The organism is Janthinobacterium breve (assembly GCF_051380895.1).
GTDB lineage: Bacteria > Pseudomonadota > Gammaproteobacteria > Burkholderiales > Burkholderiaceae_D > Janthinobacterium.
This window is the reverse complement of sequence record NZ_JBNYXY010000014.1, coordinates 101,038-124,837: the sequence shown is the minus strand read 5'-3', so window position 1 is coordinate 124,837 and position 23,800 is coordinate 101,038. Positions and strand designations below refer to the sequence as shown.

Sequence of the window (23,800 nt, the reverse complement as noted above, 5' to 3'; positions counted from 1 at the left end):
GGATCTCGCTGCGGGCCTTCCTGGCTTGCCACCATGCCTTGGCTTGTTGGCTTATTGCCGCAGCAACGCCTTGAACGTCTGCGGCATCCACGGCCGCGCCGCCAGCATGAAGCTGATGGCCAGGCGCTCGACACCAGGCAGACGCGCGTCTTCCTGGTGCTGCTGCGAAAACTCCACCGCCACTTGCTTCAAGCGTTCCAGTAAGGCTGCCGTGGATTTCTTCGACAACATCACGTTCACCAGGCGCAACAATTCGGTCTCGCCATCGAACTGCGAATTCAAATAGTCACCATAGGCTTCCTTTTTGAAATACGTATGGATGGGACCGTTCGGTATCCACGCAAATGTGCGCGCCACCAGCAGTTTGACCCGGTTATTCGGCAACAGTTCCAGAAAACCGATCTTGTCGAGGCGCAGCAGGTATTTCACGGCTTGCGCCTCGCTGATGTCGTAGATGGCGACGATCTGTTCCAGCGGCAGCAAGTTCAGGGCGGACACGGCCACCACGAACAGCCGGGTGTCTTCGATGATTTCCTTTTCCTGCGCATACGTCAGCCCCGTGATCAGGGTCGGTGCGGCATGCGCCGCCTGCACGGCCATCGCCAGTTGCTGGAAATCGCTGCCCACGGCCACCAGTATCTGGTCCAGCCGCTGCAGGGTAAATTGCTTCTGCGAAAACATCCGCTTGACGCTGGCTTCGGACACGCCGATGCGCTGGGCCAGCTCGGCATACGTGACGGCGCGCGCTTTCAACAGGCGCTTCAAGGCTTCGATCAAGGCGTGGGTTTGCGGCATGCACTTCCTTTATAAAAATAGCATCGGTTCCGGCGGCAAAAAAGTAGCGTAATACGCTACCTGCGGTATGCCTGCCCGCTACGAGTAGCGTTTTCATTGACCAATTGCCCACAGTCTACAATGATGGCGTTGCCACTTGGCACACTTGAAGGAGAAACACATGAAACGCTTGCTGCCCCTCTGCCTGTCCCTGTCGCTGTTGACGCTCTCCGCGGGCGCTCCCGGCTTGGTCCACGCCGCTGCCTCGGAGAACCTGTCGAAAGGCTCGCAAAACCTCAGCCAGGGTTCCGCCGTGGTCGTCGCCGGCTCCATGTCGATGCTGGTCGCTTCCGGCCAGGTGGTCGTCGCCAGCGTGGAAACGGTGGGCGAAGGCATCGTCATCGTGCTGAAAGGCGCTTCCGAGGCGGGCGGCGCGTCCATCCAGATGAGCGCGCAAGCGGCCAAGGGGCTGTCGCTGGCGGCCGGCACCGTGGTCAATGTGGTGGCACTGTCCACCGGTCACATGCTGGTCATGTCCGGCAAGGCCATCGCCTTCATCCCGAACGAACTGGGCAAGGCGCTGCTGCACCACTCCAAAGTGTAATGCCACCATCAAGAAGAACAGGAACTCCATGAAACACGTACTCGCCATGACCCTGCTGTGCGCCGCCAGCCTGACGGCCCAGGCCGCCAACTCCGACACCACCAACGCGTCCGACAACGCCAGCATGGCCTCGGCCATCGTGCTGGTCGGTTCCATGTCGGTGCTGGCCGCCGCCGGTGAAATCGTCATCGACAAGGTGGAAGACGTGGCCGACGGCAGCATCCTCGTGCTCAAAAGCACAGCCAAAGGCGCGTCCTCCGCCGCCACGGCCTCCGTCCAGCTGAGCCAGAAAGCCATGCAAGGCCTGTCGCTAGCAGCCGGCACGGTGGTCAACGTCGTCGCCGTCTCGACCGGCCACATGCTGGTCCTGTCGGGCAAGGCCATCGCCTATGTGCCGAACGCGGCTGGCAATGCCATCCTCCACCATTCGAAAGCCTGAACCCATGAAACGCCTGACTGCCATTATCATCAGCCTGGCCCTGGCCGGTGCCGCCCATGCGGGGCGCTCGTGCGAGGAAAAGCAAACGGATGCCACCACGCTCGTCAAATCGATGGACCTGGCGCAAAAGACCTTGCAGGCACTCGATGCCTCGGGCGCGCAAGTGGCGCTGGTGGCGCGCGCCGGCCAGGACCTGTCGAAGTACAATTTGCGCTATTCGCACATGGCGCTGGCCTGGCGCGACCACCCGAAAGGGCGCTGGCTGGTGGTGCATGAACTCAATGAATGCGGCACGGCGGAATCGTCGCTGTACAACGAAGGCTTGGGCAATTTCTTCATGGACGACGTGTTCATGTATGAAACCCTGATCCTGATTCCTGGCCAGGATACGCAGCAGCAACTGGTGCGCCTGCTGACCAGCAACACGCCCAAGCGTCTGCATGAGCCGCACTACAATATGCTGGCCTACCCGTTTTCCACCAAGTACCAGAACTCGAACCAGTGGGTGCTGGAAACCCTGGCCGCGGCCAGCAACGAGCCTGGCAAGATCGAAACGCGCGCCGAAGCGCAAGGCTGGCTGCGTAGCGCCAGCTACGCGCCGCAAACACTCAGCATCCCCGCCGCCACGCGCCTGGGCGCGCGCATGTTCCGTGCCAATATCGCTTTCGACGATCACCCGTTCGAGCGCCGCATGACGCGCCAGATCGACGTCGTCACCGTCGACTCCATCGTGCGCTTCGTGCGCCAGCGCGAACCGAAGGCGCAGGAAATCGTCGTGCGTGGCAATTAAGGACGCTGCAACAGGCGAAATAGCGGACCAATCAGCAATACCAGCACCACCATGCGCGCCACGTGAAAGGCCGTGACGATGGGCACGCCCAGATGCAAGGTCTTGGCCGTCAGCGACATTTCCGCGATACCGCCGGGCGAGGTGGCGAGGATGGCCGTACCGGGGTGAATGCCCATACAGTGGGACAAGCCCAGCCCGAAGGCGGCCGCCAGCAATAGCATGAGCGTGGTGCAGAGGGCAACGCCGGCCATGTAGCGGGGCGCCGCATGCAGAAAGGCAGGGCTGAAGCGCGTGCCCAGCGCGATGCCGATGAACAGCTGGCCCGCGCGTATCATCCATTCCGGCAGGCGCGACAAATGGATGCCGCAGGCCGTCAGCAGCAGCGCCGCCAGCAGCGGGCCGATGACCCAGGCGTTGGGCAAGCGGCCCCGTTTGAATGCGAGGGCCGCCAGCACCGTGATGCAGACCAGCAGCGCCAGTCCGCCGATATCGACCAGCGCGGCGCCGGGCACGAAGCTTTCATGTCCCGCTTCCAGGCCATGGCTGCCCCAGTAGCGCACGCTGAACGGGATGCTCGCCACTACCAGCATCATGCGCAGGCTGTGCGCGGCGGCGACCTTGCCCACATCGGCGCCATGGCGCTCGCTCTGCACCGCCATCTCGGACGCGCCGCCCACCGCCATGGCAAAGAAGGCGGTGGCATGGTCGACGCCAGAGAGGCGTTGCAGCAGCAGGGCGCCAGATGCTCCCAGCGCCAGCGCGAACAGCACGGCGCCCGCGATCCACGGCGTATAGACAGTGAGCACGGCCAGCACGGGCGCCGTGAAATACAGACCCAGCGCAGTGCCGATGGCCCACTGGCCCGCTTCGCGCACGCGCACGGGGCAAGCCAGTTCGCGCCCCGCCAGGCGCAGCCCGGCTGTGGCGAACAGGGGGCCGATCATCCACGGCAGCGGCGTGTGCAGCCACAGGCAGATGGCGGCGCCCGCCAAACCGGCGGCCAGCGCGGCACAGACTGCGCGCCAGCGTGGCCACCACGGCACTGTTAAAACACCCAGAGTTTGTCGGCTGGCATATGCAGCCAGTACTTGCCCGCTTCGAGCTTGTGGCGCGAATACGCGCGCAGGCTGATGTTCTCGGCGCCAGCGCGCTCGAACAGGCACTCCCAGCGGTCACCCAGGTACATGCAGGTCAGCAGCGGCAGCTCGATGGCGTTGTCGACCTGTGTGGCGCTGATCTTCACTTCCTCGACGCGGATCATGGTGGTCACGTCCGTGCCCACGTTGGCGCCGCGCGCCACGCCCTGCATGGCGGCGCCATCGACCAGCAGGCGCACCTGGTTGCCATCGCGCTGCACCACTTTGCCGGGCAGGCGGTTGTTACTGCCCATGAATTCGGCCGTAAACAGGGTGTCCGGCGTTTCATACATGCTTTGCGGCGTGCCCTGCTGCTCGATCTTGCCGTTATTGAGCAGCAAGATGCGGTCGGAAATGGCCATCGCCTCGCCCTGGTCATGCGTCACCATCAGGGCCGACAGGCCCAGGCGCACGATCAGTTCGCGCAGGAAGGCGCGCGCTTCCTCGCGCAGCTTGGCGTCCAGGTTCGACAGCGGTTCGTCGAGCAGGATCACGGGCGGGTTGTACACCAGCGCGCGGGCGATCGCCACGCGCTGCTGCTGGCCGCCGGACAGCTGATGCGGATAGCGTTCGCCCAGGTGACCCAGGCCCAGCTGCGTCAGTACTTCCTTGATGCGCGCGGCAATCTCCGTACTGCCCATCTTGCGCAATTTGAGGCCGTAAGCGACGTTGTCGAACACGGTCTTGTGCGGCCACAGCGCGTACGACTGGAACACCAGTCCCAGGTTGCGATGCTCGGCCGGCATCTCGAAGTGTTTTGCGCCATCGTAGACATTGCGCTCGCCGATCTGGATGGTGCCCGCCTTCGGGCTTTCCAGCCCGGCGACAGCGCGCAGCAAGGTGGTCTTGCCGCTGCCCGAAGGCCCCAGCAAGGCGACCACTTCGCCTTTTTGCAGGTGCATCGAGACACCCTTCAGGATCTGGTTGGCGGCAGCGCCGGTGCCATAGTCCAGGTACAGCTCATTGACGGTCAGTTCATTCATGATGTGGTCTCAGTCTATTCTTAGTTATGTAACTTCACGCCAAAGCGCAAGGCGATGCCCAGGCCGATGGCCACCAGGGTGATGTTGATGAAGGACAGCGCCGCCACCAGGTCAGTCGAGCCGCCGGCCCACAGCGATACCAGCATGGCGCCGATCACTTCCGTGCCCGGCGAGAGCAGGTACACGCCCGTCGAATATTCGCGCTCGAAGATCAGGAAGACCATCAACCAGGCGCCCAGCAAGCCGTATTTGATCAGCGGCAGGGTCACGTCGCGCGTCACCTGGCCACGGCTGGCGCCGACGGCGCGCGCCGCCTCTTCCAGTTCCGGGCCCACCTGCAGCAGCGCGGTGGAAATCAGGCGCATGCCGTAGGCCATCCACACCACCGAATACGCCAGCCACAGGGCGAAAATGGTCGAGCGCACTTCGCGCAGCACGGGGATCACATGGCCGCTCAGCCACAGCGCCACGCCGTTGTCCATGCCCTTGAGCATGCCGTCGAGCCAGGCCGGCACGAACAGGAACACCCACAGGAACGACAGGCCGGCCAGCAGACCCGGCACGGCGCGTGGCACCAGCACGCTGTAGTCGAGCAGGCGCGTGATGCCATCCTGCTTGCGGTGCATGGCCAGCGCGATGAAGCTGTAGCAGCCGACGGCCAGCGCGCCGCCGACGACGCCGATCAGGATGGTGTTGACGATGCCGCGCACCAGCGAAGGCTGGTCGAAAATGTCGCGGAAATGCTGCAGGGTCAGTACGTCGGCCAGGTGCACGCCTTCGCCCCAGTACTGCACGAAGGAGCGCAGCACGATGCCCGTCAACGGCAGGATGATGGTGAAGATCAGCCAGCCCGCCAGCAAAGCAAAGGCCAGCCACTTCCAGCGGCCCAGCGGCATGGCCTTGCTGCGTGCGCCCTTGCCCTTGATCGACACATACTTGTTGGCCGACTTGAGCAGCCAGCGCTGTATCATCACCAGCGGCATGGTCACCATCACCAGGCAAACGGCGACGGCGGCCATCAGGTGATACGACGGCGTGCCCAGCTTGTTCGTCAGCTTGTACAGATAGGTCGGCAGCACCAGATGGCCTTCCGGATCACCGAGCACCAGCACCAGGCCGAATACTTCGAAGCCGAGGAAGAATACCAGCACGCCCGCATACGCCAGCGCCGGCATGATCATCGGCAGCGACACATTGAGCATCACCTGGATCGGCGAGGCGCCCGCCACGCGGGCCGCTTCCTCCACGTCCGAGCCCAGGCTTTTCAGTGCCGACGAGGCATACAGATAGACGTGCGGCACGTGCGTCAGGCCGGCGATGATGACGATGCTGGTGAAGGAATAAATATTCCAGGGCACGAAGCCGAGCAGCTCCTTGGCCCAGATCGAGTAAAAGCCCACGGGCCCCATCGAGACGACGTAGCCAAAGCCCATCACCATCGGCGAGACAAAGATCGGCACCAGCAACATGGGCGCCACCCAGCCGCGTCCCGGCAAATCGGTGCGCACCATCAGAAAGGCCAGCATGCCGCCCAGCGGCACGGCAATGACGGTCAGGCCGAATGCCAGCATCAGGCCATTCTTGAAGGCCATGGAGAAATCGGGATCATCGAAGATGAAACGGTAGGAGTCAAAGCCGAATTCGCGCACAGGCATGAAAAACGGCGCGTTCAAAAAGCTCTGATAAAAAATCAGGAACAGCGGCAGGAAAATGGCGATCAGCGTGATCGTCACGACCACGCCGCGCGACCAGTTCAGGCGCGACAAGGGAGAGCGCGACCGTGCAGGCAGCGGCAAGATGGCAGTTTGCATGATGAATCCAATGAATGAAGGGTGCTGCGTGCGCCCGCAAGCCAGACTCGCGGGCGGCCAAGACGGCGTTGGCTATTCCTACTTCTTGCCGGCTGTCTCTTTCCATTGTTTCAGGAAGGCCATGCGCTTGGCAGGTCCCAAAAATTGCAGGATGATCGGGTGCACGGGAATCGGCTTGACGTTGGACGCACCGATTTGCTTGATCAGTTCAGCCGACGTGGTTTCGCCCGTGACGTCGGCGCGAATCGCGAACAGCTTGGCGCCGTTGGCGATGATGGTCTGGCCGCGGTGCGACAAAATGTAATCGAGCCACAGCTTGCTGGCGTTGACGTTCTTCGCATTCTTGTTGATGAACTGCACGCGCGACAGGATCAAGGTGTAATCCTTGGGCAGCACCACGCCGATCGACGGATCGGTCTTGGCGCGCACCAGGGCATAAGAACCCAGCACGTTGTAGCCGATCAGGTTTTCACCCGACGAAATGCGCTCCATCATGGTACCCGTCGACGACTGCACGCGCACCTTGGCCGTACCAAACGCGTTTTGCAGCGCCAGGAATTGCGGGTATTCCTTGGCATCCTGCGCCATGAACATGAAGCCCACGCCCGATTTTTCGATGTCGTAGGTGGTGACCTTATCCTTGAATTTCGGCGTGGCGATCAGCTTGACGAAGTCATCGTGATTCTTCGGCACTTCCTTAGCATCGAGCAGGCGCTTGTTGTAGACGATGGCGGCCGGCTCGAACGTGGTGCCGTAAGCCTGGTCATCCCACATGGCCCAGCCGGGAATCTTCGCCGCTTCGACGGATTTGTACTTGAGCGCATAGCCATCGGAGGCCAGACGCATCTGCAAGTCCATCGCCGACGACCACATCACGTCGGCCGTGTTGCCGCCAGCGGCCACTTCGGAAATGAAGCGGTTATACACTTCGGTGGAATTCATGTCGTTGTATTCGACCGAGATGCCCGGATACAGGGCGCTGAAATCCTTGATCAGCGGGGCGGCGGCCTTGCTGTCGGTGGCGCTGTAGATCACCACCTTGCCTTCCTTCTTGGCCGCGTCGATGATCTTCTGGTAGTCGGCCGGATAGCCGGCCGGCACTTGCGCGAAAGCGACGCCAGCCAGACTGGCAAACACGGTGGCAAGGGCGGCTTGAAGCAGGGTCTTGGTTTGCATGGGGTTGTCTCCGTCTATGAATAGGTTTTTTTAATAGGATGTCGTTCAGCGCATCAGGCCAAGCTCATTCGCCTGCCTGGCATACTCATCGACCGCCTTCTTGACATACGCGGTCAGCTTCGGCCCTGTCAGGGCGAATGGGTACAAGCCAGCTTGCGCGCGCCACTCGGCGAACTGCGGCGTGGCCATGACGCGGTCAAAGGTGACCACCCAGCGCTGGTAGTCCGCCTCGGGCACCTGGGGTCCCATCCACACGCCACGGATGATCGGCCAGACCACGTCGAAGCCCTGCTCGCGCGCCGTCGGTACGCCGGCCAGCACACCGGGCAGGCGTTTTTCCGACAGCACCGCCAGCACGCGCGCATGGTTGGCGCTGGCGTTCAGGGTGGCCTCCGACGTGTCGCCCGAAACCACCTGAACGTAATCGGCCTGCATCGCCGTAAACACTTCGCCGCCGCCTTCGAGCGCGACGAAGCGCAGCACTTTCGGGTCGATGCCGGCATGGCGTGCCAGCAGCGCCATCTTCAGCCAGTCCTGGCTGCCGATGGTGCCGGAGACGCCGATCAGCACCTTGTCCGGATGCTGGCGTAGTGCGGCGATCAGGTCGGCCAGGGTCTTGTAGGGCGAATCGCTGCGCACGGCGATCATGCCGTAGTCGGCGCCCAGCGCCGCCACCCAGCGCACGTCACCCGCCTTCGCATTGCCAAACTTGCCCTGCGCCAGGTTGAGCAGCGAACCGCCCGAAAACGCCACCAGGGTGTTCGGCTCCGCGCGGCGGCGTTGTGATGCCATCGAATGCCAGGCCACGGCGCCGATGCCGCCGGGCAGATAACTGATGCGCATCGGCGCGGCCACACCCGCTGCGCCCTCCTGCGTCAGGCCTTTTTTCGCCAGCTTGCACGTCAAATCCATGGCGCCGCCCGGTTTGGACGGCACCACGCACTCGACCGGCGCTGGCGTAGCCACCTGTGCCCCGGCAAAAACGGGCAGCAGGCATGGCAGCAACAGAAGGGAGCGCAGCATGGTCATGGCTTAGAAGCGATGCTGGATGCCGGCGATCACGCCACGCTGCGTGTTGTCGAAACCGGCATCGTCGCGCGACAGGCTGACCAGTTGGTTATGCTTGGCCTTGGCGTAGGCGCCAGCCACGTACAAGTCGGTGCGCTTGGACAGGGCATAGCGCACGCGCGCCACGTACATGATCGGATCGGCATCCGTGTTGGCTGCCACGTTCTTCACGTCCTGGTAGTAGATGACTCCCGTCAGCGTGACTTGCGGCGTGGTCAGGTAGCTGACGCCGCCCCAGTACAGGGTGCCGCGCACGTCAGGTTTGCCGGCGGCGGCGGGATCGAGCTTGTAGTCGCGCGCCACGGCCTGCACCTTCCATGGGCCTTCGTTGTACATCGCGCCCAGGTGATAGGAGGTGGTCTTGTCGCGCGCGCCGCCGACAATTGAATTGCCGTTGACACGCTCATAGGTGGCCAACAGGCTCACGGGACCGGCCGTGTAGGTCACACCGGAAGAGAATTTGGCGCTATCCTGGGCACCTGTCGCTTGCTCGCCGAAGCCGTAAGAGGCACCGAACTTGAAGTCGCCGGCCGTACCCGAGTACTTGACCAGGTTGTCGAACGCGGTCGTCATGCCGTACTTGCTAGGGCCGCTGGCGTTGGCCGAGGTGGCCCACGAATAGTAAGGCGCATAGCCCATCGGATCGAACGGCAGCACGAAGTCATACACGGTGGTGAACGAGCGGCCCAGCACCAGTCGGCCATAGCTGCCTTCCAGGCCCACGTAAGCCTGGCGCTTGAACAGCGCGCCATCGGAAGCGCCTGTATCCATCAGGATGCCGCCTTCCAGGTTGAAAACGGCTTTCAGGCCACCGCCCAGATCTTCGTTGCCGCGGATGCCCCAGCGCGAAGTGTTCATGCCGCCGGAACTGACATGGCTGACCGAACCTTTCGATGCAGATGCATTGCTGGTATTGTCGACGCCGACGTCGAGCAAGCCGTAGACAGTGACGTTCGACTGTGCCTGGGCAGCGCCAGCGGCGGCGGCGAGCATCGCCATGGCGGCCAGCGAGAATGCAGTTTTCTTCATGTAAAGTGTCTCCCTTAGATATAGTTATTGGTGATATGCCTGATCCATTTCATGAATCAGGATCACACTATATGAGCGCCATCCTTTCAATTCGCTTTCAGCATGACAGGTGTCGCCGGCCAGCCACAATGAACATCAACATATTCATCGCCGCCCCTGCCGCCAGGCTTACACTGCATCATTTCAACGAATGGCGGAGACCATGCGCATATTATTAGTGGAAGACCATCTGGAACTGTCGCACTGGCTGGCAAAGGCCCTGCGCGACGCGCACCTGACGGTGGAGACCGCCCACAACGGCGCCGATGCCGACGCCCTGCTGCACACGCAGGAATACTCACTGGTGCTGCTCGACCTGACACTGCCGAAAATGGACGGCCTGGACGTGCTGCGCCGCCTGCGCGCGCGCGGCGGCACGCGCGGCAAGACTCCCGTCATGATACTCACGGCGCGCGGCGGCCTGGATGAAAAAGTGCAGGGCCTGAACCTGGGCGCCGACGACTACATGGCCAAGCCGTTCGAACTGGCCGAACTGGAAGCGCGCGTGAAAGCCCTGCTGCGCCGCAGTCAGGGCAACGAAGCGCTCGTGCACACCTGCGGCGCACTCAGTTTTGACACCGTCACGCGCATGTTCAGCTATGCCGGCGCCCCTTTTCCCCTGACGCCACGCGAACACGCGGTGCTTGAAGCGCTGATCACGCGCTCAGGGCGCGCCGTATCGAAGGAAAAGTTGTTTGATGAAGTCTTCGCGCTGGCCGACGACGTCAACCTGGACGCCATCGAACTGTATATCCACCGCGTGCGCAAGAAGCTGGAAAGCGGCGTGGAAAGCGGCGCGCCCGACGGTGCCGTCATCACCACCCTGCGCGGCATCGGCTACCTGCTGCAGCCGCGCAGCGCGATGGCGCCGGCCGGGCAAAAATGAGCATCGCCACGCAACACCAACGACTGCCCCTGTTCGAGCGCCTGCGCCGGCGCTGGGCGCAAGGCCGGCCGCTGGGCAGCCTGCGCAGCCAGCTGCTGCGCTGGCTGCTCATCCCGCTGGTGATGCTGGTGCTGCTCGACGCTTTTTTTGTTTACCGCAACGCGCTCGACGCGGCCGACATGGCCTACGACCGCTCCTTGCTGGCGTCGACGCGGGCGCTGGCCGAGCGCGTCTCCATCGTCGGCGGCAAAGTGGTGGCCGAAGTGCCCTACGTGGCGCTCGACAGCTTCGAAACCGACACCCTGGGCCGCATCTACTACAAGGTCACGGGCATCAACGGCGAACTGGTCTCGGGCTATGGCGACTTGCCGCCCGTGCCGAAAAACGTGCCCCGCTCGCAGAATTATCCAGCCCTGGTGCGCTTCTACCACGCCGACTACCACGGCAAACCGATCCGCATCGCCGCCCTGCTGCAACCCGTGTATGACGACTCGATGCGCGGCATCGCCCTGATACAGGTGGCTGAAACGCTCGATGCGCGGCGCGGCCTGTCGAACCAGATCCTGTTCGATACCCTGAGCTGGCAGGCGGCGATGATACTGGTGATGGGCGCCCTCGTGTGGTTTGCCGTGCGCCTGGTGCTGCGGCCGCTGATGCGCTTGAAAACGGAAGTCGAGACGCGCACCCTGTCGGACCTGTCCGACGTCGACCCCAAGCTGGTGCACAAGGAAATGCGCCCGCTGGTGAGCGCCATGAACGGCTCCATGTCGCGCCTGCAGCAACTGATCGCCAGCCAGCGCCGTTTCATCGCCGACGCCTCGCACCAGCTGCGCACGCCGTTGACGGTGCTGAAAACCCAGGCCGAACTGGCCATGCGCGAATGCGACCGCCAGGCCGGCACGCCGTCCGACATGGCCGCCCTACGCGACATCGTGCGCTCGATCGCCGCCACCACCGATTCGACCGTGCTGCTGGCCAACCGCCTGCTGACCCTGGCGCGCATCGAGCATGGCGGTGACAGCCTGGCCATGGATACAGTCTCGCTGCGCGACGTGGCGCAGCAGGTAGGGCTGGAAATGGCCATGGCTGCCGTCGGCAAGCATATCGACCTGTCGCTGGAAGCGCCCGACGACGCGCCCGTGCATGGCCAGGCCTTGCTGCTGCACGAACTGCTGGCCAATCTGGTCGACAATGCCCTGCGCTACACACCGCAGGGCGGCAGCGTGACCCTGCGCGTGCGCGCTGCACAAGCGGGGCACGGCGCGGTGCTGGAGGTGGAGGACAGCGGTGCCGGCATCCCGCCCGCGGAACGCGAACGGGTATTTACGCCGTTCTACCGGGTTGGTGCGGCGCTCGAGAGCAACCCTGGCGGCGCGGGACTGGGCCTGGCCATCGTGCGTGACATCGCCGCCCTGCACGGCGCGCGCCTGGAGCTGGCGACAGCGGCGAATGGACATGGATTGAAGATCGGCGTGTATTTCGCGCCCGGCGCCAGTCGATGCTAAGATCGCGCCCTGAGATTTTAATGAAGGCCCACTGCCATGATGACCAAAGAAGATGTGACCGAACTGTTTGCCAATATCGCAGAAAACGCGCCGTGGGATCTGTCCCAGCCGCTGCTGTGGGGCTATTACTTCACCAACCCCACGTCCGAGCCGCTGGAGCAGGCCGCCACCATGCTGGCGCTGCAGGGCTACCGCCCCGTGGAACTGTACCAGCCGGAACTGGACGACCCGGCCGCCGCTCCCGTGTGGGTGCTGCACGTGGAAAAAGCGGAAGTGCATGGCGTCGACAGCCTGCATGCGCGCAACGGCGAACTGATGGTGTTTGCCCAGGAAAACCAGCTGGCCAGCTATGACGGCATGGATGTCGGTCCCGTCGGCGCGTCCGACGTGCCGCAGCTGTAAGACAGTCTGCCCATGAAAAAACGGCGCCCGCGGGCGCCGTTTTGCATGCAGCCTTGTGAAAATCAGCTCAGGTTTTCCAGGCGGATCTTGGTGACCGTGCCCACCACGCTGCTCAACGCTTCCATCTTTTCGATGGCGGCCGTGACGTTCTTTTCCTGCGTCTGGTGCGTCAGCATGATGATGTCCGTATGCGTCTCGCCTTCGGCCGGCTCCTTTTGCAGCATGGCGTCGATCGAGATGCCGCGTTCGGCCAGGATGCGCGTCAGGTCGGCCAGCACGCCCGGCCGGTCGGCCACGTGCATGCGCAGGTAGTAGCTGGTGGTGATTTCCGACATCGGCAAAATCGCGATATCAGTCATCGCATTCGGCTGGAACGCCAGGTGCGGCACGCGGTGTTCCGGGTCGGCCGTGGCCAGGCGCGTGATGTCGACCAGGTCGGCGATCACCGACGAGGCGGTCGGTTCGGCGCCCGCGCCACGGCCCGAGTACAGGCTGGCGCCGACGGCGTCGCCGTGCACCAGCACCGCATTCATGGCGCCTTCCACATTGGCGATCAGGCGCTTGGCCGGGATCAGGGTCGGATGCACGCGCAGCTCGATGCCTTCCACGCCATTCACGGTGGCGCGCTTGGTAATGCCCAGCAGCTTGATGCGGTAGCCCAGTTGCTCGGCATACCGGATGTCGACGGCATTGAGGTTGCTGATGCCTTCCACGTAGGCCTTGTCGAACTGCACCGGGATGCCGAAAGCGATGGCCGACATGATGGTGGCCTTGTGCGCGGCATCGACGCCTTCGATGTCGAAGGTGGGATCGGCTTCCGCGTAGCCCAGTTCCTGCGCCTGTTTCAGCACGGTGGCGAAATCGAGGCCCTTGTCGCGCATTTCAGACAGGATGAAATTGGTGGTGCCGTTGATGATGCCGGCGATCCATTCGATGCGGTTCGCCGTCAAGCCTTCGCGCAGCGCCTTGATGATGGGGATGCCGCCTGCGACAGCCGCTTCGAAAGCCACCATCACGCCCTTGTCCTGGGCGGCGGCGAAGATTTCGTTGCCGTGCACGGCCAGCAGGGCCTTGTTGGCCGTCACCACGTGCTTGCCGTTGGCAATGGCCTGCATTACCAGGGTTTTTGACAGGTCGTAGCCGCCGATCAGTTCGACGACGATGTCGATTTCGGGATCGTTGACGATCAGGTAGGGGTCATTGACGACCTTGCAGGCGCCGGCGACCAGCGCTTCGGCGCGCGCCACGTCGCGCACGGCGACGGCGACGACGTCAATGCCGCGGCCCGCGCGGCGCTTGATTTCTTCCTGGTTGCGTTTCAGGACGCTGAACGTGCCGTAACCGACATTGCCCAGGCCCAGCAGGCCGATCTTGATGGATTTCATAGTTGTACTTGACTGCTCATAAGTGGCGCCCCCTTGGGCGGCGCCAGGTTGATCGGTATGGTTGATCGAGATTGCTGCTGACTGGTTCAGCCCCGGCCGTGACGCTTGCGGTAGCCTTCGAGGAAACGCGCAATGCGACCCATGGCATCGGTCAGGTCATCGGAATTGGGCAGGAAAACGACACGAAAATGGTCGGGCGCGATCCAGTTGAAGCCCGTACCCTGCACAATCAGGACCTTGGCTTCGGCCAGTAATTCATAGGCAAACTGCTGGTCGTCGGCGATCGGATAGATCTCCGGGTCCAGGCGCGGGAACATGTACAGCGCGGCCTTCGGCTTGACACAGGTGACGCCCGGGATATCGGTCAGCAGCTTGTGCGCCAGGTCGCGCTGTTTCAACAGGCGCCCGCCTGGCCCCACCAGGTCTTGTATGCTCTGGTAGCCGCCTAGCGCCGTCTGGATGGCAAATTGCCCAGGCGCGTTGGCGCATAGCCGCATCGACGCCAGCATGTTGAGGCCCTCGATGTAATCTTTTGCGTGGCGCTTTTCGCCCGAGACCACCATCCAGCCGGAGCGGTAGCCGCAGGAGCGATAATTCTTCGACAAGCCGTTCATGGTGATAAACAGCACGTCGTCGGCCAGCGAGGCGATGGACACGTGCTCAGCTTCGTCGTACAGCACCTTGTCGTAAATCTCGTCGGCGAAAATGATCAGCTGATGCTGGCGCGCCAGTTCGACGATCTGCTGCAGCACGGAAACCGGGTACAGCGCGCCCGTGGGATTGTTCGGGTTGATGACGACGATGGCTTTCGTTTGCGGCGTGATCTTGCGGCGCATGTCCTCGATATCGGGATACCATTCGTTCTGCTCATCGCACACATAATGCACGGGATTGCCGCCCGACAGGCTGACGGCGGCCGTCCACAGCGGATAGTCGGGCGCCGGCACCAGCACTTCGTCGCCGCTGTTGAGCAGGGCGTTCATCGACATGACGATCAGTTCGGAAGCGCCATTGCCCAGGTAAATATCATCGATGGTCACGCCGGCGATATTCTTGCCTTGCGTGTAGTGCATAACGGCCTTGCGCGGCGCGAACATGCCTTTCGAATCCGTGTAGCCGGCAGCATTCTGCAGATTGAGCATCATATCGCGCACGATTTCATCGGGCGGATCGAAGCCGAATACGGCCAGATTGCCGATATTGAGCTTGGTGATCTTGTGGCCTTCTTCTTCCATTTGCCTGGATTTTTCCAGGACCGGGCCGCGGATGTCATAGCAGACGTCCGCCAATTTATTCGATTTCTGAATCGGTCGCAAAATAAATCCCTGTCGTGATGCGGCGCGGCCGGCCTACGCTTGCAGCATGAAAGCCGCGCCAGAACTGTGAACCCGTGAAACTCCAATGCGAAGGACTGCAAGGCGAAAACAACCATTCTCGCCGAAAACAGGCCATTTTATCAAATTAAACATGGCGAACCCCAGCATTTGACGCCGATTCTGCCACGCCAGACCATCCGGACGACAATCCGGCAGCCGCCATCTTCATCTTCCCTTAATCTTGCACCATTACCATGGCGCAAGCATGCACCGCCACTGTGGCGCAGAACATTGCAATTTGGAAATGATATTGCTTTTCAGTCGCTCTTTTCTGTCATTTATGGCATGCTTACGCCCTTGGCGGCGGCACGCAGTTTGGCCGCGCGCGCACCGATCAACCGACACGACCAGCCCCCCGATATCGCCATGAAACTCCATGCCAGCAGCACCCAACAATACCAGACTGTCACCGGCTATGACGAAAACGGCGTCGAGATCAATGCCCAGCCGTACAACTACAGCCTGATCGTCATGCCGGAAATGCCGCCACGGGCGTGGGAAGTGGCCAGTTTCGAACAGCTGAGCGAAGCGCATTTCGCGCAAATTATGGCCGATGCGCCCGACGTGGTCATCCTCGGCACGGGCGAGCGCCAGCGCTTCGTACACCCGAAGCTGACGGCCGCGCTGACCATGCGCCGCATCGGCGTCGAATGCATGGATAGCCAGGCAGCCTGCCGCACCTATAACATCCTGATGGGCGAAGGCCGCAAAGTCACCCTGGCCCTGATCCTGGCTCCTGGCGCAGGCAGCGCCGCATGAAAATCAATGTCAACGAACTGCACTCCTCCCGGCTGCTGATGTGGTCCCTGCTGGGCATCTTCATCGTCGTTACCCTGTATGCACTGGGCGTACGCACCCTGGTCCCGCCCGACGAGGGCCGCTATGCCGAGATGGCGCGCGAAATGTTCGTCACGGGCGACTGGGTCACCACGCGCCTGAACGGCATCAAATACTTTGAAAAACCGCCGCTGCAAACGTGGATGAATGCGCTGACCTTCGCCGCCTTCGGCCTGGGCGAATGGCAGGCACGCCTGTGGACTGGCCTGTGCGGCATCATCGGCGTGTGCATGACGGCGTATGCAGGCAAGAAAGTGTTTGGTCCGCGCGTGGGTTTGTATGCGGGCCTGGTGCTGGCGTCGAGCCTGTTCTGGCTCGCTTCCGGCCAGATCAATTCGCTGGACATGGGCCTGTCGGGCATGATGACCCTGACCCTGACCAGCCTTCTGATTGCCCAGCGCGACGACGCCACGGCGCGTGAGCGCCGCAACTGGATGCTGGCATGCTGGGCAAGCATGGCGCTGGCCGTGCTGGCCAAGGGCTTGATCGGCATCGTCTTGCCGGGCGCCGTGCTGGTGCTGTATTCGCTGTGCGCGCGCGACTGGCGCATCTGGACGCGCTTGCACCTGGTCAAGGGCTTGCTGGTGTTCTTTGCCATCGCCACGCCCTGGTTCGTACTGGTCGCCCTGCGCAATCCGGAGCAGCCGCATTTCTTCTTCATCCACGAGCATTTCCAGCGTTTCCTGATGAAGGGTCACAAGCGCGAAGGCGCCTGGTACTACTTCCTGGTCCTGCTCATTCCCGGCATCCTGCCATGGATAGGCGTGCTGCCGCAAAGCCTGGTCGCCGCCTTCAAGCGCCAGGAGGGCGCCTTCCAGCCCCGCTTGATGCTGCTGGTCTGGGCCATCTTCATTTTCTTCTTCTTCAGCTATTCGACGTCAAAGCTGCCTGGCTATATCGTGCCCATCTTCCCGGCGCTGGCATTGCTGGTGGGGTTGTACCTGGAATCGGCGTCGCGCCGCCAGCGCATGCTGGCCGCCGGCCTGCTGTGCGTGCTGGGCGCGGCCATCCTGATCGGCGGACCGATCGCGTTCGGCAAGGCCAGCGCACGCGACCCGCTCGCCCTGACCGCACTCAAGGGCTACCAGCCATGGCTGATGGCGGCCGGCTTCTTCGTCCTGGCCGGCGGCGCCCTGGCCTTGCTGCATGCGCGCCAGCTGCGCCGCGACATGACCGTGCTGACGATCGCCGGCGCCGGCTTCCTGGCCACGCACTGCATCCTGGCCGGCTCCGAACTGTATGGCCAGAACCGCGCAGGCACCGACATGCTGCCGCAGATCCAGGCCGAACTGACGGCCGATACCAAGCTCTATTCGGTCGGCATTTATGAACAGTCGCTGACATATTATCTGCAGCGGCCCGTGATCCTCGTCGATTACTGGGATGAGTTTACGTTTGGCCTGAAACAGCAGCCTGAACTGTCCATCCCGACCATCGAGCCTTTCATCGCACAGTGGACGAACGATGCCAACGCTGGCGTGCGCGACATGGCCATTATCAGCCTGGACCGCTACAAGGACTTGCAACAACGTGGCGTACCCATGCGTGTCATTGCCAAGGATGCGCGCCGCATGGTCATTGCCAACAAATAAATATTTAAAGGGGCGCGAGGCGGCACGGATCGCCCCCGGCCAGCTTGCCCCGCCCCCCATCAGCAGGATTTTTCACCGCTGAAGGGGCTGCGGCGCCATACTGCCGATATAAAATAGCCATGCCTGCCTGCGGACGTTGACCGCATTGGCAGCCTCGGCGACACCGATACCCTGAAAAATACAGATCCAAGAACTGCGCCCCATGACCTCTACTCTGCCCTTTTTGCCTTTCTCCAAACCCACCATCGATGAAGCAACCATCGCCGCCGTCGGCGAGGTGCTGCGCTCGGGCTGGATCACCAGCGGCCCGAAAGTGCAAGCCTTCGAAGCCCAGCTGTCCGAATATTTCGGCGGGCGCCCCGTGCGTACCTTCAATTCGGGTACTTGCACCATGGAAATTGCGCTGCGCATCGCCGGCATTGGCCCTGGCGACGAAGTCATCACCACGCCCGTGTCGTGGGTAGCGACGGCCAACGTCATCATCGAAGTGGGCGCCACGCCCGTATTTGCCGACATCGACCCCGTCACACGCAATATCGACCTCGACAAGCTGGAAGCGGCCATCACGCCCCGCACGAAAGCCATCATCCCCGTCTACCTGTCGGGCCTGCCTGTCGACATGGACCGCCTGTACGCGATTGCTGAAAAGTACAATTTAAGAGTCGTGGAAGACGCGGCGCAGGCGTTCGGCTCCACCTGGAAGGGCAAGCGCATCGGCGCGTTTGGCGACTTCGTCTCGTTCAGCTTCCAGGCCAACAAGAATATCACCACGGGCGAAGGCGGCTGCCTCGTCCTCAACAACCTGGAAGAAGCGCGCCTGGCCGAGAAATACCGGCTGCAAGGCGTCACGCGCAGCGGCGTCGACGGCATCGACGTCGATGTGCTGGGTGGCAAATACAATATGAGCGACATCATGGCCGCCATCGGCCTGGGCCAGTTCGCCAATATTGAGGCCATCACGGCCCACCGCCGCGCGCTGGCACGCCACTACTTCGCGCAATTCGGCAGCGACTTCGAAGCGGCGAGCGGCGCCCAGCTGCCCGTGCCGGATTTTGAGAACAGCAACTGGCATTTGTTCCAGATCATCCTGCCCGACAACGGCCCCGGCACGCGCGCCGCGTTCATGCAGGCCATGGCGCAGCAAAACGTGGGGACGGGCTATCATTACGCACCCATCCACTTGTTTACCATGTACCGCGAACGCGGCTTTACCGAGGGCATGTTCCCCGTTTCGGAAAAGATCGGCCGCCTGACCGTGACCTTGCCGATGTTCTACGCCATGACGACACAGGACGTGGAGCGGGCCGTCGCCACCGTCAAATCCATTCTCATCAAGTGAGCAGCGCGCCGATGAAACCTGAACTGTCCATTATCATTCCAATCTACAACGAGCAGGATGGCCTGGCCAGCCTGTTCGCCCGCCTGTATCCGGCCCTCGATGCCTTGCAAACGAGCTACGAAATCATTTTCGTCAACGATGGCAGCCGTGACAATTCGGTGGCCATCCTGGCGGAACAGTTCCGCCAGCGTCCCGACGTCACGCGCGTGATCTTGTTCAATGGCAATTATGGCCAGCACATGGCCATCCTGGCCGGTTTTGAAGCCTCGCGCGGGCAGATCATGATCACGCTCGACGCCGACCTGCAGAACCCGCCTGAAGAAATCGGCAACCTGGTGGCAAAGATGCGCGAAGGCTACGATTACGTGGGCTCGATCCGGCGCAAGCGGCAAGATTCCGTCTGGCGCACGCTGGCGTCGAAAATGATGAACCGCCTGCGTGAAAAGATCACGAATATCAAGATCAGCGACCAGGGTAACATGCTGCGCGCGTATGGCCGCAATGTGATCGACCTGGTCAACCAGTGCGCCGAAGTCAACACCTTCGTACCCGCCCTGGCCTACACCTTTGCCCGCAAGCCCACGGAAATTACCGTCGAGCATGAAGAACGGGCTGCCGGCGAATCGAAATACTCGCTGTACAGCCTGATCCGCCTCAATTTCGACCTGGTCACGGGCTTTTCGCTGATTCCCCTGCAAATCTTTTCCATGCTGGGCATGGCGATGTCGCTGGGCTCGGCATTGCTGGTAATCTTCCTGCTGGTGCGCCGCTTCCTGCTGGGCGCGGAGGCCGAAGGCGTATTTACCCTGTTTGCCATCGCCTTCTTCTTCATGGGCGTGATCCTGTTCGGCATCGGACTGGTGGGCGAATACGTGGGACGCATCTTCCAGCAAGTGCGTGCCCGTCCCCGCTATGTGGTGCAAACCATCTTGCAGGACGGCATGACCCAGGCGGAAGCCGAGGCGCCATCGTATGTGCGCCTGGAAAAGCGCAAGGTGGGCCGCTGATGGGCGCCCCGCGCGCCGTCGTCTTCGGCTACCACAATGTGGGCGTGCGCTGCATCAAGGTGCTGCTGGCCGGCGGCGTCGATATCGCCCTGGTCGTCACGCATGAGGACAGCCCCACGGAAAACCTGTGGTTCGAATCGGTCGCCAGCCTGTGCCGGGAAGAAGGCATCCCCTGCATCACGCCCGGCGACGCGCGCGCACCGGAACTGCTGGCGCAGGTGCAGGCGGCAAAACCGGACATGCTGTTCAGCTTTTACTACCGCCACATGTTGCCCGCTAGCATCTTGGAAGTCGCGCCCGCCTACAATATGCACGGCTCGCTGCTGCCGCAGTTCCGTGGCCGCGCACCCGTCAACTGGGCCGTGCTGCATGGCGCCACGGAGACGGGCGCCACCCTGCATGAAATGACGGTCAAACCCGACGCCGGCGCCATCGTGGCGCAAACGGGCGTGCCCATCCTGCCCGACGACACGGCCTTCGAGGTGTTCGGCAAGGTCACCGTGGCGGCGGAACAAACGCTGTGGGGCGTGCTGCCAGCCTTGCTGGACGGTACGGCGCCACGCCAGTTCAACGATTTGCGCCAGGGCGGCTATTTTGGCGGGCGCAAGCCGGAAGACGGCCGCATCGACTGGAAGTTATCTGCGCAACAAGTATACAACCTGCATCGGGCCGTCGCGCCGCCCTATCCGGGCGCCTTCACCGAAGTAAATAATGTCATTTACATCATCGAAAAAGCCCGTTTGAGCAAGCGTTCCGCAGGAAGTTTGCCATCGGGCTTGGCGGTAGTGGATAATTGCATCTTTGGCGTCTGCGGAGACGGTCGCATGCTGACCATTTCCGCCCTGAGGGCTGCCGGGGAGCCGATTTCGGCTCAGCAATTGCAAGCAAGTCTGACCGCCCGCGTCAGCACACACTGATATCACTCAAGAGAATCTCACATGAAAAAAGTCCTCATCTTAGGCGTCAACGGCTTCATCGGCCACCACCTGTCCAAGCGCATCCTGGAAACCACCGACTGGCATGTCTACGGCATGGACATGAACACGGATCGCATCACGGAATTGCTGGAAGATGACAACTACAAGTCGCGCATGCACTTCTTCGAAGGCGACATCACGATCAACAAGGAATGGGTCGAGTACCACGTCAAGAAATGCGACGTGATCCTGCCGCTGGTGGCCATCGCCACGCCGTCGACCTATGTCAAGCAGCCGCTGCGCGTCTTCGAACTGGACTTCGAAGCGAATCTGCCTATCGTGCGTTCGGCCGCCAAGTACGGCAAGCACCTGGTCTTCCCGTCGACCTCGGAAGTGTATGGCATGTGCCATGACGATGAATTCGATCCGGAAAACTCGGAACTGATCTGCGGCCCCATCAACAAGCCGCGCTGGATCTATTCGAACGCCAAGCAGCTGATGGACCGCGTGATCTGGGGCTACGGCATGGAAGGCTTGAACTTCACCCTGTTCCGTCCCTTCAACTGGATCGGCGCCGGCCTCGATTCGATCCACACGCCGAAAGAAGGTTCCTCGCGCGTGGTGACGCAATTCTTCGGCCACATCGTGCGCGGCGAGAACATCTCGCTGGTCGATGGCGGCGCGCAAAAACGCGCATTCACCTACATCGATGACGGCATCGATGCGCTGATGCGCATCATCGCCAACAAGAATGGCATCGCCAGCGGCAAGATCTACAACATTGGCAATCCCGTCAACAATTATTCGATCCGCGACCTGGCCGGCATGATGCTGACCCTGGCTGCCGAGTACCCGGAATACGCCGAAGGCGCGAAACACGTGAAAATCGTGGAAACCACTTCGGGCGCCTACTACGGTGCCGGCTACCAGGACGTGCAAAACCGCGTGCCGAAAATCACGAATACCTGCGAAGAACTGGGCTGGGCGCCAAGCACCACCATGGCCGATTCCCTGCGCAATATTTTCGATGCTTACCGCAGCCAGGTAGCCCAAGCCAAAGCCTTGATGGATTAATGTTGAGCAAGCCGTTCCTGACCCTGAAGATCGACGTCGATACCTATCGCGGCACCCGTGTAGGTATGGGCAATCTGGTGCGCATGCTGAGTGCGCACCAGGCCAAGGCAACCTTTCTGTTCTCGCTGGGCCCCGACCACACGGGCTGGGCCCTGCGGCGCGCCTTGCGGCCGGGCTTTTTCAGCAAGGTATCACGCACTTCGGTGGTCGAGCACTACGGCTTGAAAACATTGATGTACGGTACCTTGCTGCCTGGACCCGATATCGGCAAGCAATGCGCGGCGCAATTGCGCGCCGTACGCGATGCCGGTTTCGAGTGCGGCATCCACACCTGGGATCACACCCTGTGGCAAGACAACGTGGCCAAGCGCAACGCTGCCTGGACCATCAACATGATGCGCAAGGCGGCCAACCGCTATGAACAGGTGTTTGGCGTAGCGCCGCACACGCATGGCGCGGCCGGATGGCAAATGAATGTCAGCGCCTTTATCGAACACGACATGGCCGGCTACCGCTTTGCGTCCGATGGACGCGTCATGCTCGACGCGCGCGGCGCCATGCTGCATCCGACGAATGGCCCGCACCGCGTGCGCAATGGCAACACCATCCTGCAATGCGTGCAATTGCCCACCACACTGCCCACCCTGGATGAGTTGCTGGGCTGCGAAATCGACGGCAAACTGATCACGACCGGCAATGTTGCCGCACATATATTGTCGCTGACGGCGGACAATCCGCGCGATCACGTGTATACCTTGCATGCGGAACTTGAAGGACAGAAACTCGCCCCCATTTTCGAACAACTGCTGGCTGGCTGGAAAGCCCAGGGCTACCAGTTTGCAGCGATGGGCGATTATTATGAAAAGATAAAAGAGTCCGATTTGCCCGTTTGCCCCATCACCTGGGATGAGTTGCCCGGGCGTTCGGGACGCCTGATTGTGCAGGGCAAAGCGGCCTGAATGCTGTATCGTTGCATCTGGATGCGTTGCCAGATTAAAAAAACAGCGCTGATGATCACCGTTCAGGAGAGAACCTGTGGCTGATAGCCAATCCCTCGTTAGCATACCCGACTTTAGCGCCGCCATGACCAGCGGCAAGACCTTTCAGTTGCTGGGCCGTCCGGCCAAGGCCACGGTGCTGTTTTTCTATCCAAAGGACAACACCCCCGGCTGCACCACTGAAAACATCGCCTTCCGTGACGCGTATCCGCAATTTACCGCCGCCGGCGTGGAAATCTACGGCATCAGCCGCGATTCCCTGCGCTCGCACGAAAGCTTCAAAGCCAAGCTGGAACTGCCATTCGAGCTCATTTCCGACCCGGACGAAGCCGTATGCCTGCTGTTTAACGTCATGAAGATGAAACAGATGTATGGCAAGACGGTCCGTGGCGTCGAACGCAGCACGTTTGTGATTGACGCCCAGGGCCGATTGGTGAAAGAATGGAGAGGCGTGAAGGTCGCAACTCACGTGGAAGAAGTGCTGGAATTCGTGGCGCGTCTGAAGTGATCATCGGTTTTGATCCAATGCGCGTTGTCGGCTTCCAGCGAGCTTTAGTTCAACCGCAGTTCAGTTCACGGTACCTATCGCCATTTTGAGTCAACGAAGCGCCTCCACCCACTCCGCCAGGCGGG

At 61.8% G+C, this 23,800-nt stretch carries 23 protein-coding genes; 14 read left to right on the top strand and 9 right to left on the bottom strand.

Features of this window, described 5'->3' with window-relative positions:
* Window positions 1-51: 51 nt before the first annotated feature.
* Window positions 52-795 carry a helix-turn-helix domain-containing protein gene (locus ACQ4W0_RS26330; protein ID WP_436579435.1) on the bottom strand — a complete coding sequence of 248 codons (744 nt, stop codon included), beginning with the start codon at window positions 793-795 and terminating at the stop codon, window positions 52-54.
* 160 nt (window positions 796-955) lie between these two features.
* On the opposite strand from ACQ4W0_RS26330, the gene ACQ4W0_RS26325 reads away from it, so the two are divergent.
* The 3 genes from ACQ4W0_RS26325 to ACQ4W0_RS26315 are packed head-to-tail and all read left to right on the top strand — an operon-like array spanning window position 956 to window position 2,607.
* Window positions 956-1,378, top strand: coding sequence for a hypothetical protein (locus ACQ4W0_RS26325; RefSeq protein ID WP_436579434.1), 423 nt, complete (start codon window positions 956-958; stop codon window positions 1,376-1,378).
* 28 nt (window positions 1,379-1,406) lie between these two features.
* A complete protein-coding gene (locus tag ACQ4W0_RS26320; protein WP_436579433.1) occupies window positions 1,407-1,817 on the top strand; it encodes a hypothetical protein in 411 nt (136 codons plus the stop codon).
* Between the two features lie 4 nt (window positions 1,818-1,821).
* Window positions 1,822-2,607 (top strand): DUF2145 domain-containing protein, encoded by a 786-nt coding sequence (locus ACQ4W0_RS26315; RefSeq protein WP_436579432.1) that lies wholly within the window; start codon window positions 1,822-1,824, stop codon window positions 2,605-2,607.
* On the opposite strand, the gene ACQ4W0_RS26310 is transcribed toward ACQ4W0_RS26315, so the two are convergent.
* The 6 genes from ACQ4W0_RS26310 to ACQ4W0_RS26285 form a co-directional block, all read right to left on the bottom strand.
* A complete protein-coding gene (locus ACQ4W0_RS26310; RefSeq protein ID WP_436579431.1) occupies window positions 2,604-3,650 on the bottom strand; it encodes an AbrB family transcriptional regulator in 1,047 nt (348 codons plus the stop codon). The genes ACQ4W0_RS26315 and ACQ4W0_RS26310 overlap by 4 nt on opposite strands.
* Window positions 3,651-3,652: 2 nt before the next feature.
* Entirely contained in the window at window positions 3,653-4,726 is a 1,074-nt protein-coding gene (locus ACQ4W0_RS26305; RefSeq protein WP_436579430.1) for an ABC transporter ATP-binding protein, read from the bottom strand.
* Window positions 4,727-4,746: 20 nt separating this feature from the next.
* Window positions 4,747-6,537 carry an ABC transporter permease gene (locus ACQ4W0_RS26300; protein WP_436511064.1) on the bottom strand — a complete coding sequence of 597 codons (1,791 nt, stop codon included), beginning with the start codon at window positions 6,535-6,537 and terminating at the stop codon, window positions 4,747-4,749.
* A gap of 78 nt (window positions 6,538-6,615) precedes the next feature.
* Window positions 6,616-7,713 (bottom strand): ABC transporter substrate-binding protein, encoded by a 1,098-nt coding sequence (locus ACQ4W0_RS26295; protein ID WP_436579429.1) that lies wholly within the window; start codon window positions 7,711-7,713, stop codon window positions 6,616-6,618.
* A 45-nt stretch (window positions 7,714-7,758) separates the two neighbouring features.
* Window positions 7,759-8,736, bottom strand: coding sequence for a Bug family tripartite tricarboxylate transporter substrate binding protein (locus tag ACQ4W0_RS26290; protein ID WP_436579428.1), 978 nt, complete (start codon window positions 8,734-8,736; stop codon window positions 7,759-7,761).
* Between the two features lie 9 nt (window positions 8,737-8,745).
* On the bottom strand, window positions 8,746-9,810 hold the full coding sequence (locus tag ACQ4W0_RS26285; RefSeq protein ID WP_436579427.1) for a porin: 1,065 nt from the start codon (window positions 9,808-9,810) through the stop codon (window positions 8,746-8,748).
* 202 nt (window positions 9,811-10,012) lie between these two features.
* Between ACQ4W0_RS26285 and ACQ4W0_RS26280 the strand changes: the two genes are divergently transcribed.
* Genes ACQ4W0_RS26280 through ACQ4W0_RS26270 form a run of 3 tightly spaced genes read left to right on the top strand, consistent with a single transcriptional unit; the run spans window position 10,013 to window position 12,642 of the window.
* Window positions 10,013-10,735, top strand: coding sequence for a response regulator (locus ACQ4W0_RS26280; RefSeq protein ID WP_436579426.1), 723 nt, complete (start codon window positions 10,013-10,015; stop codon window positions 10,733-10,735).
* Window positions 10,732-12,240, top strand: coding sequence for a sensor histidine kinase (locus ACQ4W0_RS26275; protein WP_436579425.1), 1,509 nt, complete (start codon window positions 10,732-10,734; stop codon window positions 12,238-12,240). Before ACQ4W0_RS26280 ends, ACQ4W0_RS26275 begins: the two co-directional genes overlap by 4 nt.
* A 36-nt stretch (window positions 12,241-12,276) precedes the next feature.
* Window positions 12,277-12,642 carry a ribonuclease E inhibitor RraB gene (locus ACQ4W0_RS26270; protein ID WP_436579424.1) on the top strand — a complete coding sequence of 122 codons (366 nt, stop codon included), beginning with the start codon at window positions 12,277-12,279 and terminating at the stop codon, window positions 12,640-12,642.
* Window positions 12,643-12,704: 62 nt separating this feature from the next.
* Here ACQ4W0_RS26270 and ACQ4W0_RS26265 read toward each other — a convergent pair whose 3' ends face one another.
* Both ACQ4W0_RS26265 and ACQ4W0_RS26260 read right to left on the bottom strand, forming a co-directional pair.
* Window positions 12,705-14,027: a homoserine dehydrogenase gene (locus ACQ4W0_RS26265; protein WP_436579423.1), complete on the bottom strand. Its 1,323-nt coding sequence runs from the start codon at window positions 14,025-14,027 to the stop codon at window positions 12,705-12,707.
* A gap of 86 nt (window positions 14,028-14,113) precedes the next feature.
* A complete protein-coding gene (locus ACQ4W0_RS26260; RefSeq protein ID WP_436579422.1) occupies window positions 14,114-15,343 on the bottom strand; it encodes a pyridoxal phosphate-dependent aminotransferase in 1,230 nt (409 codons plus the stop codon).
* Window positions 15,344-15,769: 426 nt separating this feature from the next.
* On the opposite strand from ACQ4W0_RS26260, the gene ACQ4W0_RS26255 reads away from it, so the two are divergent.
* From ACQ4W0_RS26255 to ACQ4W0_RS26220, 8 genes are all read left to right on the top strand, one after another.
* Window positions 15,770-16,162 (top strand): Mth938-like domain-containing protein, encoded by a 393-nt coding sequence (locus ACQ4W0_RS26255; RefSeq protein ID WP_436579421.1) that lies wholly within the window; start codon window positions 15,770-15,772, stop codon window positions 16,160-16,162.
* A complete protein-coding gene (locus ACQ4W0_RS26250; protein ID WP_436579420.1) occupies window positions 16,159-17,832 on the top strand; it encodes a glycosyltransferase family 39 protein in 1,674 nt (557 codons plus the stop codon). Before ACQ4W0_RS26255 ends, ACQ4W0_RS26250 begins: the two co-directional genes overlap by 4 nt.
* Window positions 17,833-18,034: 202 nt before the next feature.
* A complete protein-coding gene (locus ACQ4W0_RS26245) occupies window positions 18,035-19,171 on the top strand; it encodes a DegT/DnrJ/EryC1/StrS family aminotransferase (protein WP_436579419.1) in 1,137 nt (378 codons plus the stop codon).
* A gap of 11 nt (window positions 19,172-19,182) precedes the next feature.
* The gene (locus ACQ4W0_RS26240; protein WP_436579418.1) at window positions 19,183-20,178 is read left to right on the top strand and encodes a glycosyltransferase; all 996 of its coding nucleotides are present in this window, start codon (window positions 19,183-19,185) and stop codon (window positions 20,176-20,178) included.
* Window positions 20,178-21,095, top strand: coding sequence for a formyltransferase (locus ACQ4W0_RS26235; RefSeq protein ID WP_436579417.1), 918 nt, complete (start codon window positions 20,178-20,180; stop codon window positions 21,093-21,095). Before ACQ4W0_RS26240 ends, ACQ4W0_RS26235 begins: the two co-directional genes overlap by 1 nt.
* Window positions 21,096-21,116: 21 nt before the next feature.
* Complete coding sequence (locus tag ACQ4W0_RS26230) at window positions 21,117-22,169, top strand: bifunctional UDP-4-keto-pentose/UDP-xylose synthase (RefSeq protein ID WP_436579416.1); 1,053 nt, start codon at window positions 21,117-21,119, stop codon at window positions 22,167-22,169.
* Window positions 22,169-23,128, top strand: coding sequence for a polysaccharide deacetylase family protein (locus ACQ4W0_RS26225; protein ID WP_436579415.1), 960 nt, complete (start codon window positions 22,169-22,171; stop codon window positions 23,126-23,128). The genes ACQ4W0_RS26230 and ACQ4W0_RS26225 overlap by 1 nt, the downstream gene beginning before the upstream one ends.
* A gap of 76 nt (window positions 23,129-23,204) precedes the next feature.
* Complete coding sequence (locus tag ACQ4W0_RS26220; RefSeq protein ID WP_436579414.1) at window positions 23,205-23,675, top strand: peroxiredoxin; 471 nt, start codon at window positions 23,205-23,207, stop codon at window positions 23,673-23,675.
* The last annotated feature ends 125 nt before the right edge of the window (window positions 23,676-23,800 follow it).

Bases quoted from the DNA above. Each gene is read 5' to 3' on its own strand.
- ACQ4W0_RS26330 (WP_436579435.1), bottom strand. From the start codon at position 795: ATGCCGCAAACCCACGCCTTGATCGAAGCCTTGAAGCGCCTGTTGAAA.
- ACQ4W0_RS26325 (WP_436579434.1), top strand. From the start codon at position 956: ATGAAACGCTTGCTGCCCCTCTGCCTGTCCCTGTCGCTGTTGACGCTC.
- ACQ4W0_RS26320 (WP_436579433.1), top strand. From the start codon at position 1,407: ATGAAACACGTACTCGCCATGACCCTGCTGTGCGCCGCCAGCCTGACG.
- ACQ4W0_RS26315 (WP_436579432.1), top strand. From the start codon at position 1,822: ATGAAACGCCTGACTGCCATTATCATCAGCCTGGCCCTGGCCGGTGCC.
- ACQ4W0_RS26305 (WP_436579430.1), bottom strand. From the start codon at position 4,726: ATGAATGAACTGACCGTCAATGAGCTGTACCTGGACTATGGCACCGGC.
- ACQ4W0_RS26300 (WP_436511064.1), bottom strand. From the start codon at position 6,537: ATGCAAACTGCCATCTTGCCGCTGCCTGCACGGTCGCGCTCTCCCTTG.
- ACQ4W0_RS26295 (WP_436579429.1), bottom strand. From the start codon at position 7,713: ATGCAAACCAAGACCCTGCTTCAAGCCGCCCTTGCCACCGTGTTTGCC.
- ACQ4W0_RS26290 (WP_436579428.1), bottom strand. From the start codon at position 8,736: ATGCTGCGCTCCCTTCTGTTGCTGCCATGCCTGCTGCCCGTTTTTGCC.
- ACQ4W0_RS26285 (WP_436579427.1), bottom strand. From the start codon at position 9,810: ATGAAGAAAACTGCATTCTCGCTGGCCGCCATGGCGATGCTCGCCGCC.
- ACQ4W0_RS26280 (WP_436579426.1), top strand. From the start codon at position 10,013: ATGCGCATATTATTAGTGGAAGACCATCTGGAACTGTCGCACTGGCTG.
- ACQ4W0_RS26275 (WP_436579425.1), top strand. From the start codon at position 10,732: ATGAGCATCGCCACGCAACACCAACGACTGCCCCTGTTCGAGCGCCTG.
- ACQ4W0_RS26270 (WP_436579424.1), top strand. From the start codon at position 12,277: ATGATGACCAAAGAAGATGTGACCGAACTGTTTGCCAATATCGCAGAA.
- ACQ4W0_RS26265 (WP_436579423.1), bottom strand. From the start codon at position 14,027: ATGAAATCCATCAAGATCGGCCTGCTGGGCCTGGGCAATGTCGGTTAC.
- ACQ4W0_RS26255 (WP_436579421.1), top strand. From the start codon at position 15,770: ATGAAACTCCATGCCAGCAGCACCCAACAATACCAGACTGTCACCGGC.
- ACQ4W0_RS26250 (WP_436579420.1), top strand. From the start codon at position 16,159: ATGAAAATCAATGTCAACGAACTGCACTCCTCCCGGCTGCTGATGTGG.
- ACQ4W0_RS26245 (WP_436579419.1), top strand. From the start codon at position 18,035: ATGACCTCTACTCTGCCCTTTTTGCCTTTCTCCAAACCCACCATCGAT.
- ACQ4W0_RS26240 (WP_436579418.1), top strand. From the start codon at position 19,183: ATGAAACCTGAACTGTCCATTATCATTCCAATCTACAACGAGCAGGAT.
- ACQ4W0_RS26235 (WP_436579417.1), top strand. From the start codon at position 20,178: ATGGGCGCCCCGCGCGCCGTCGTCTTCGGCTACCACAATGTGGGCGTG.
- ACQ4W0_RS26230 (WP_436579416.1), top strand. From the start codon at position 21,117: ATGAAAAAAGTCCTCATCTTAGGCGTCAACGGCTTCATCGGCCACCAC.
- ACQ4W0_RS26225 (WP_436579415.1), top strand. From the start codon at position 22,169: ATGTTGAGCAAGCCGTTCCTGACCCTGAAGATCGACGTCGATACCTAT.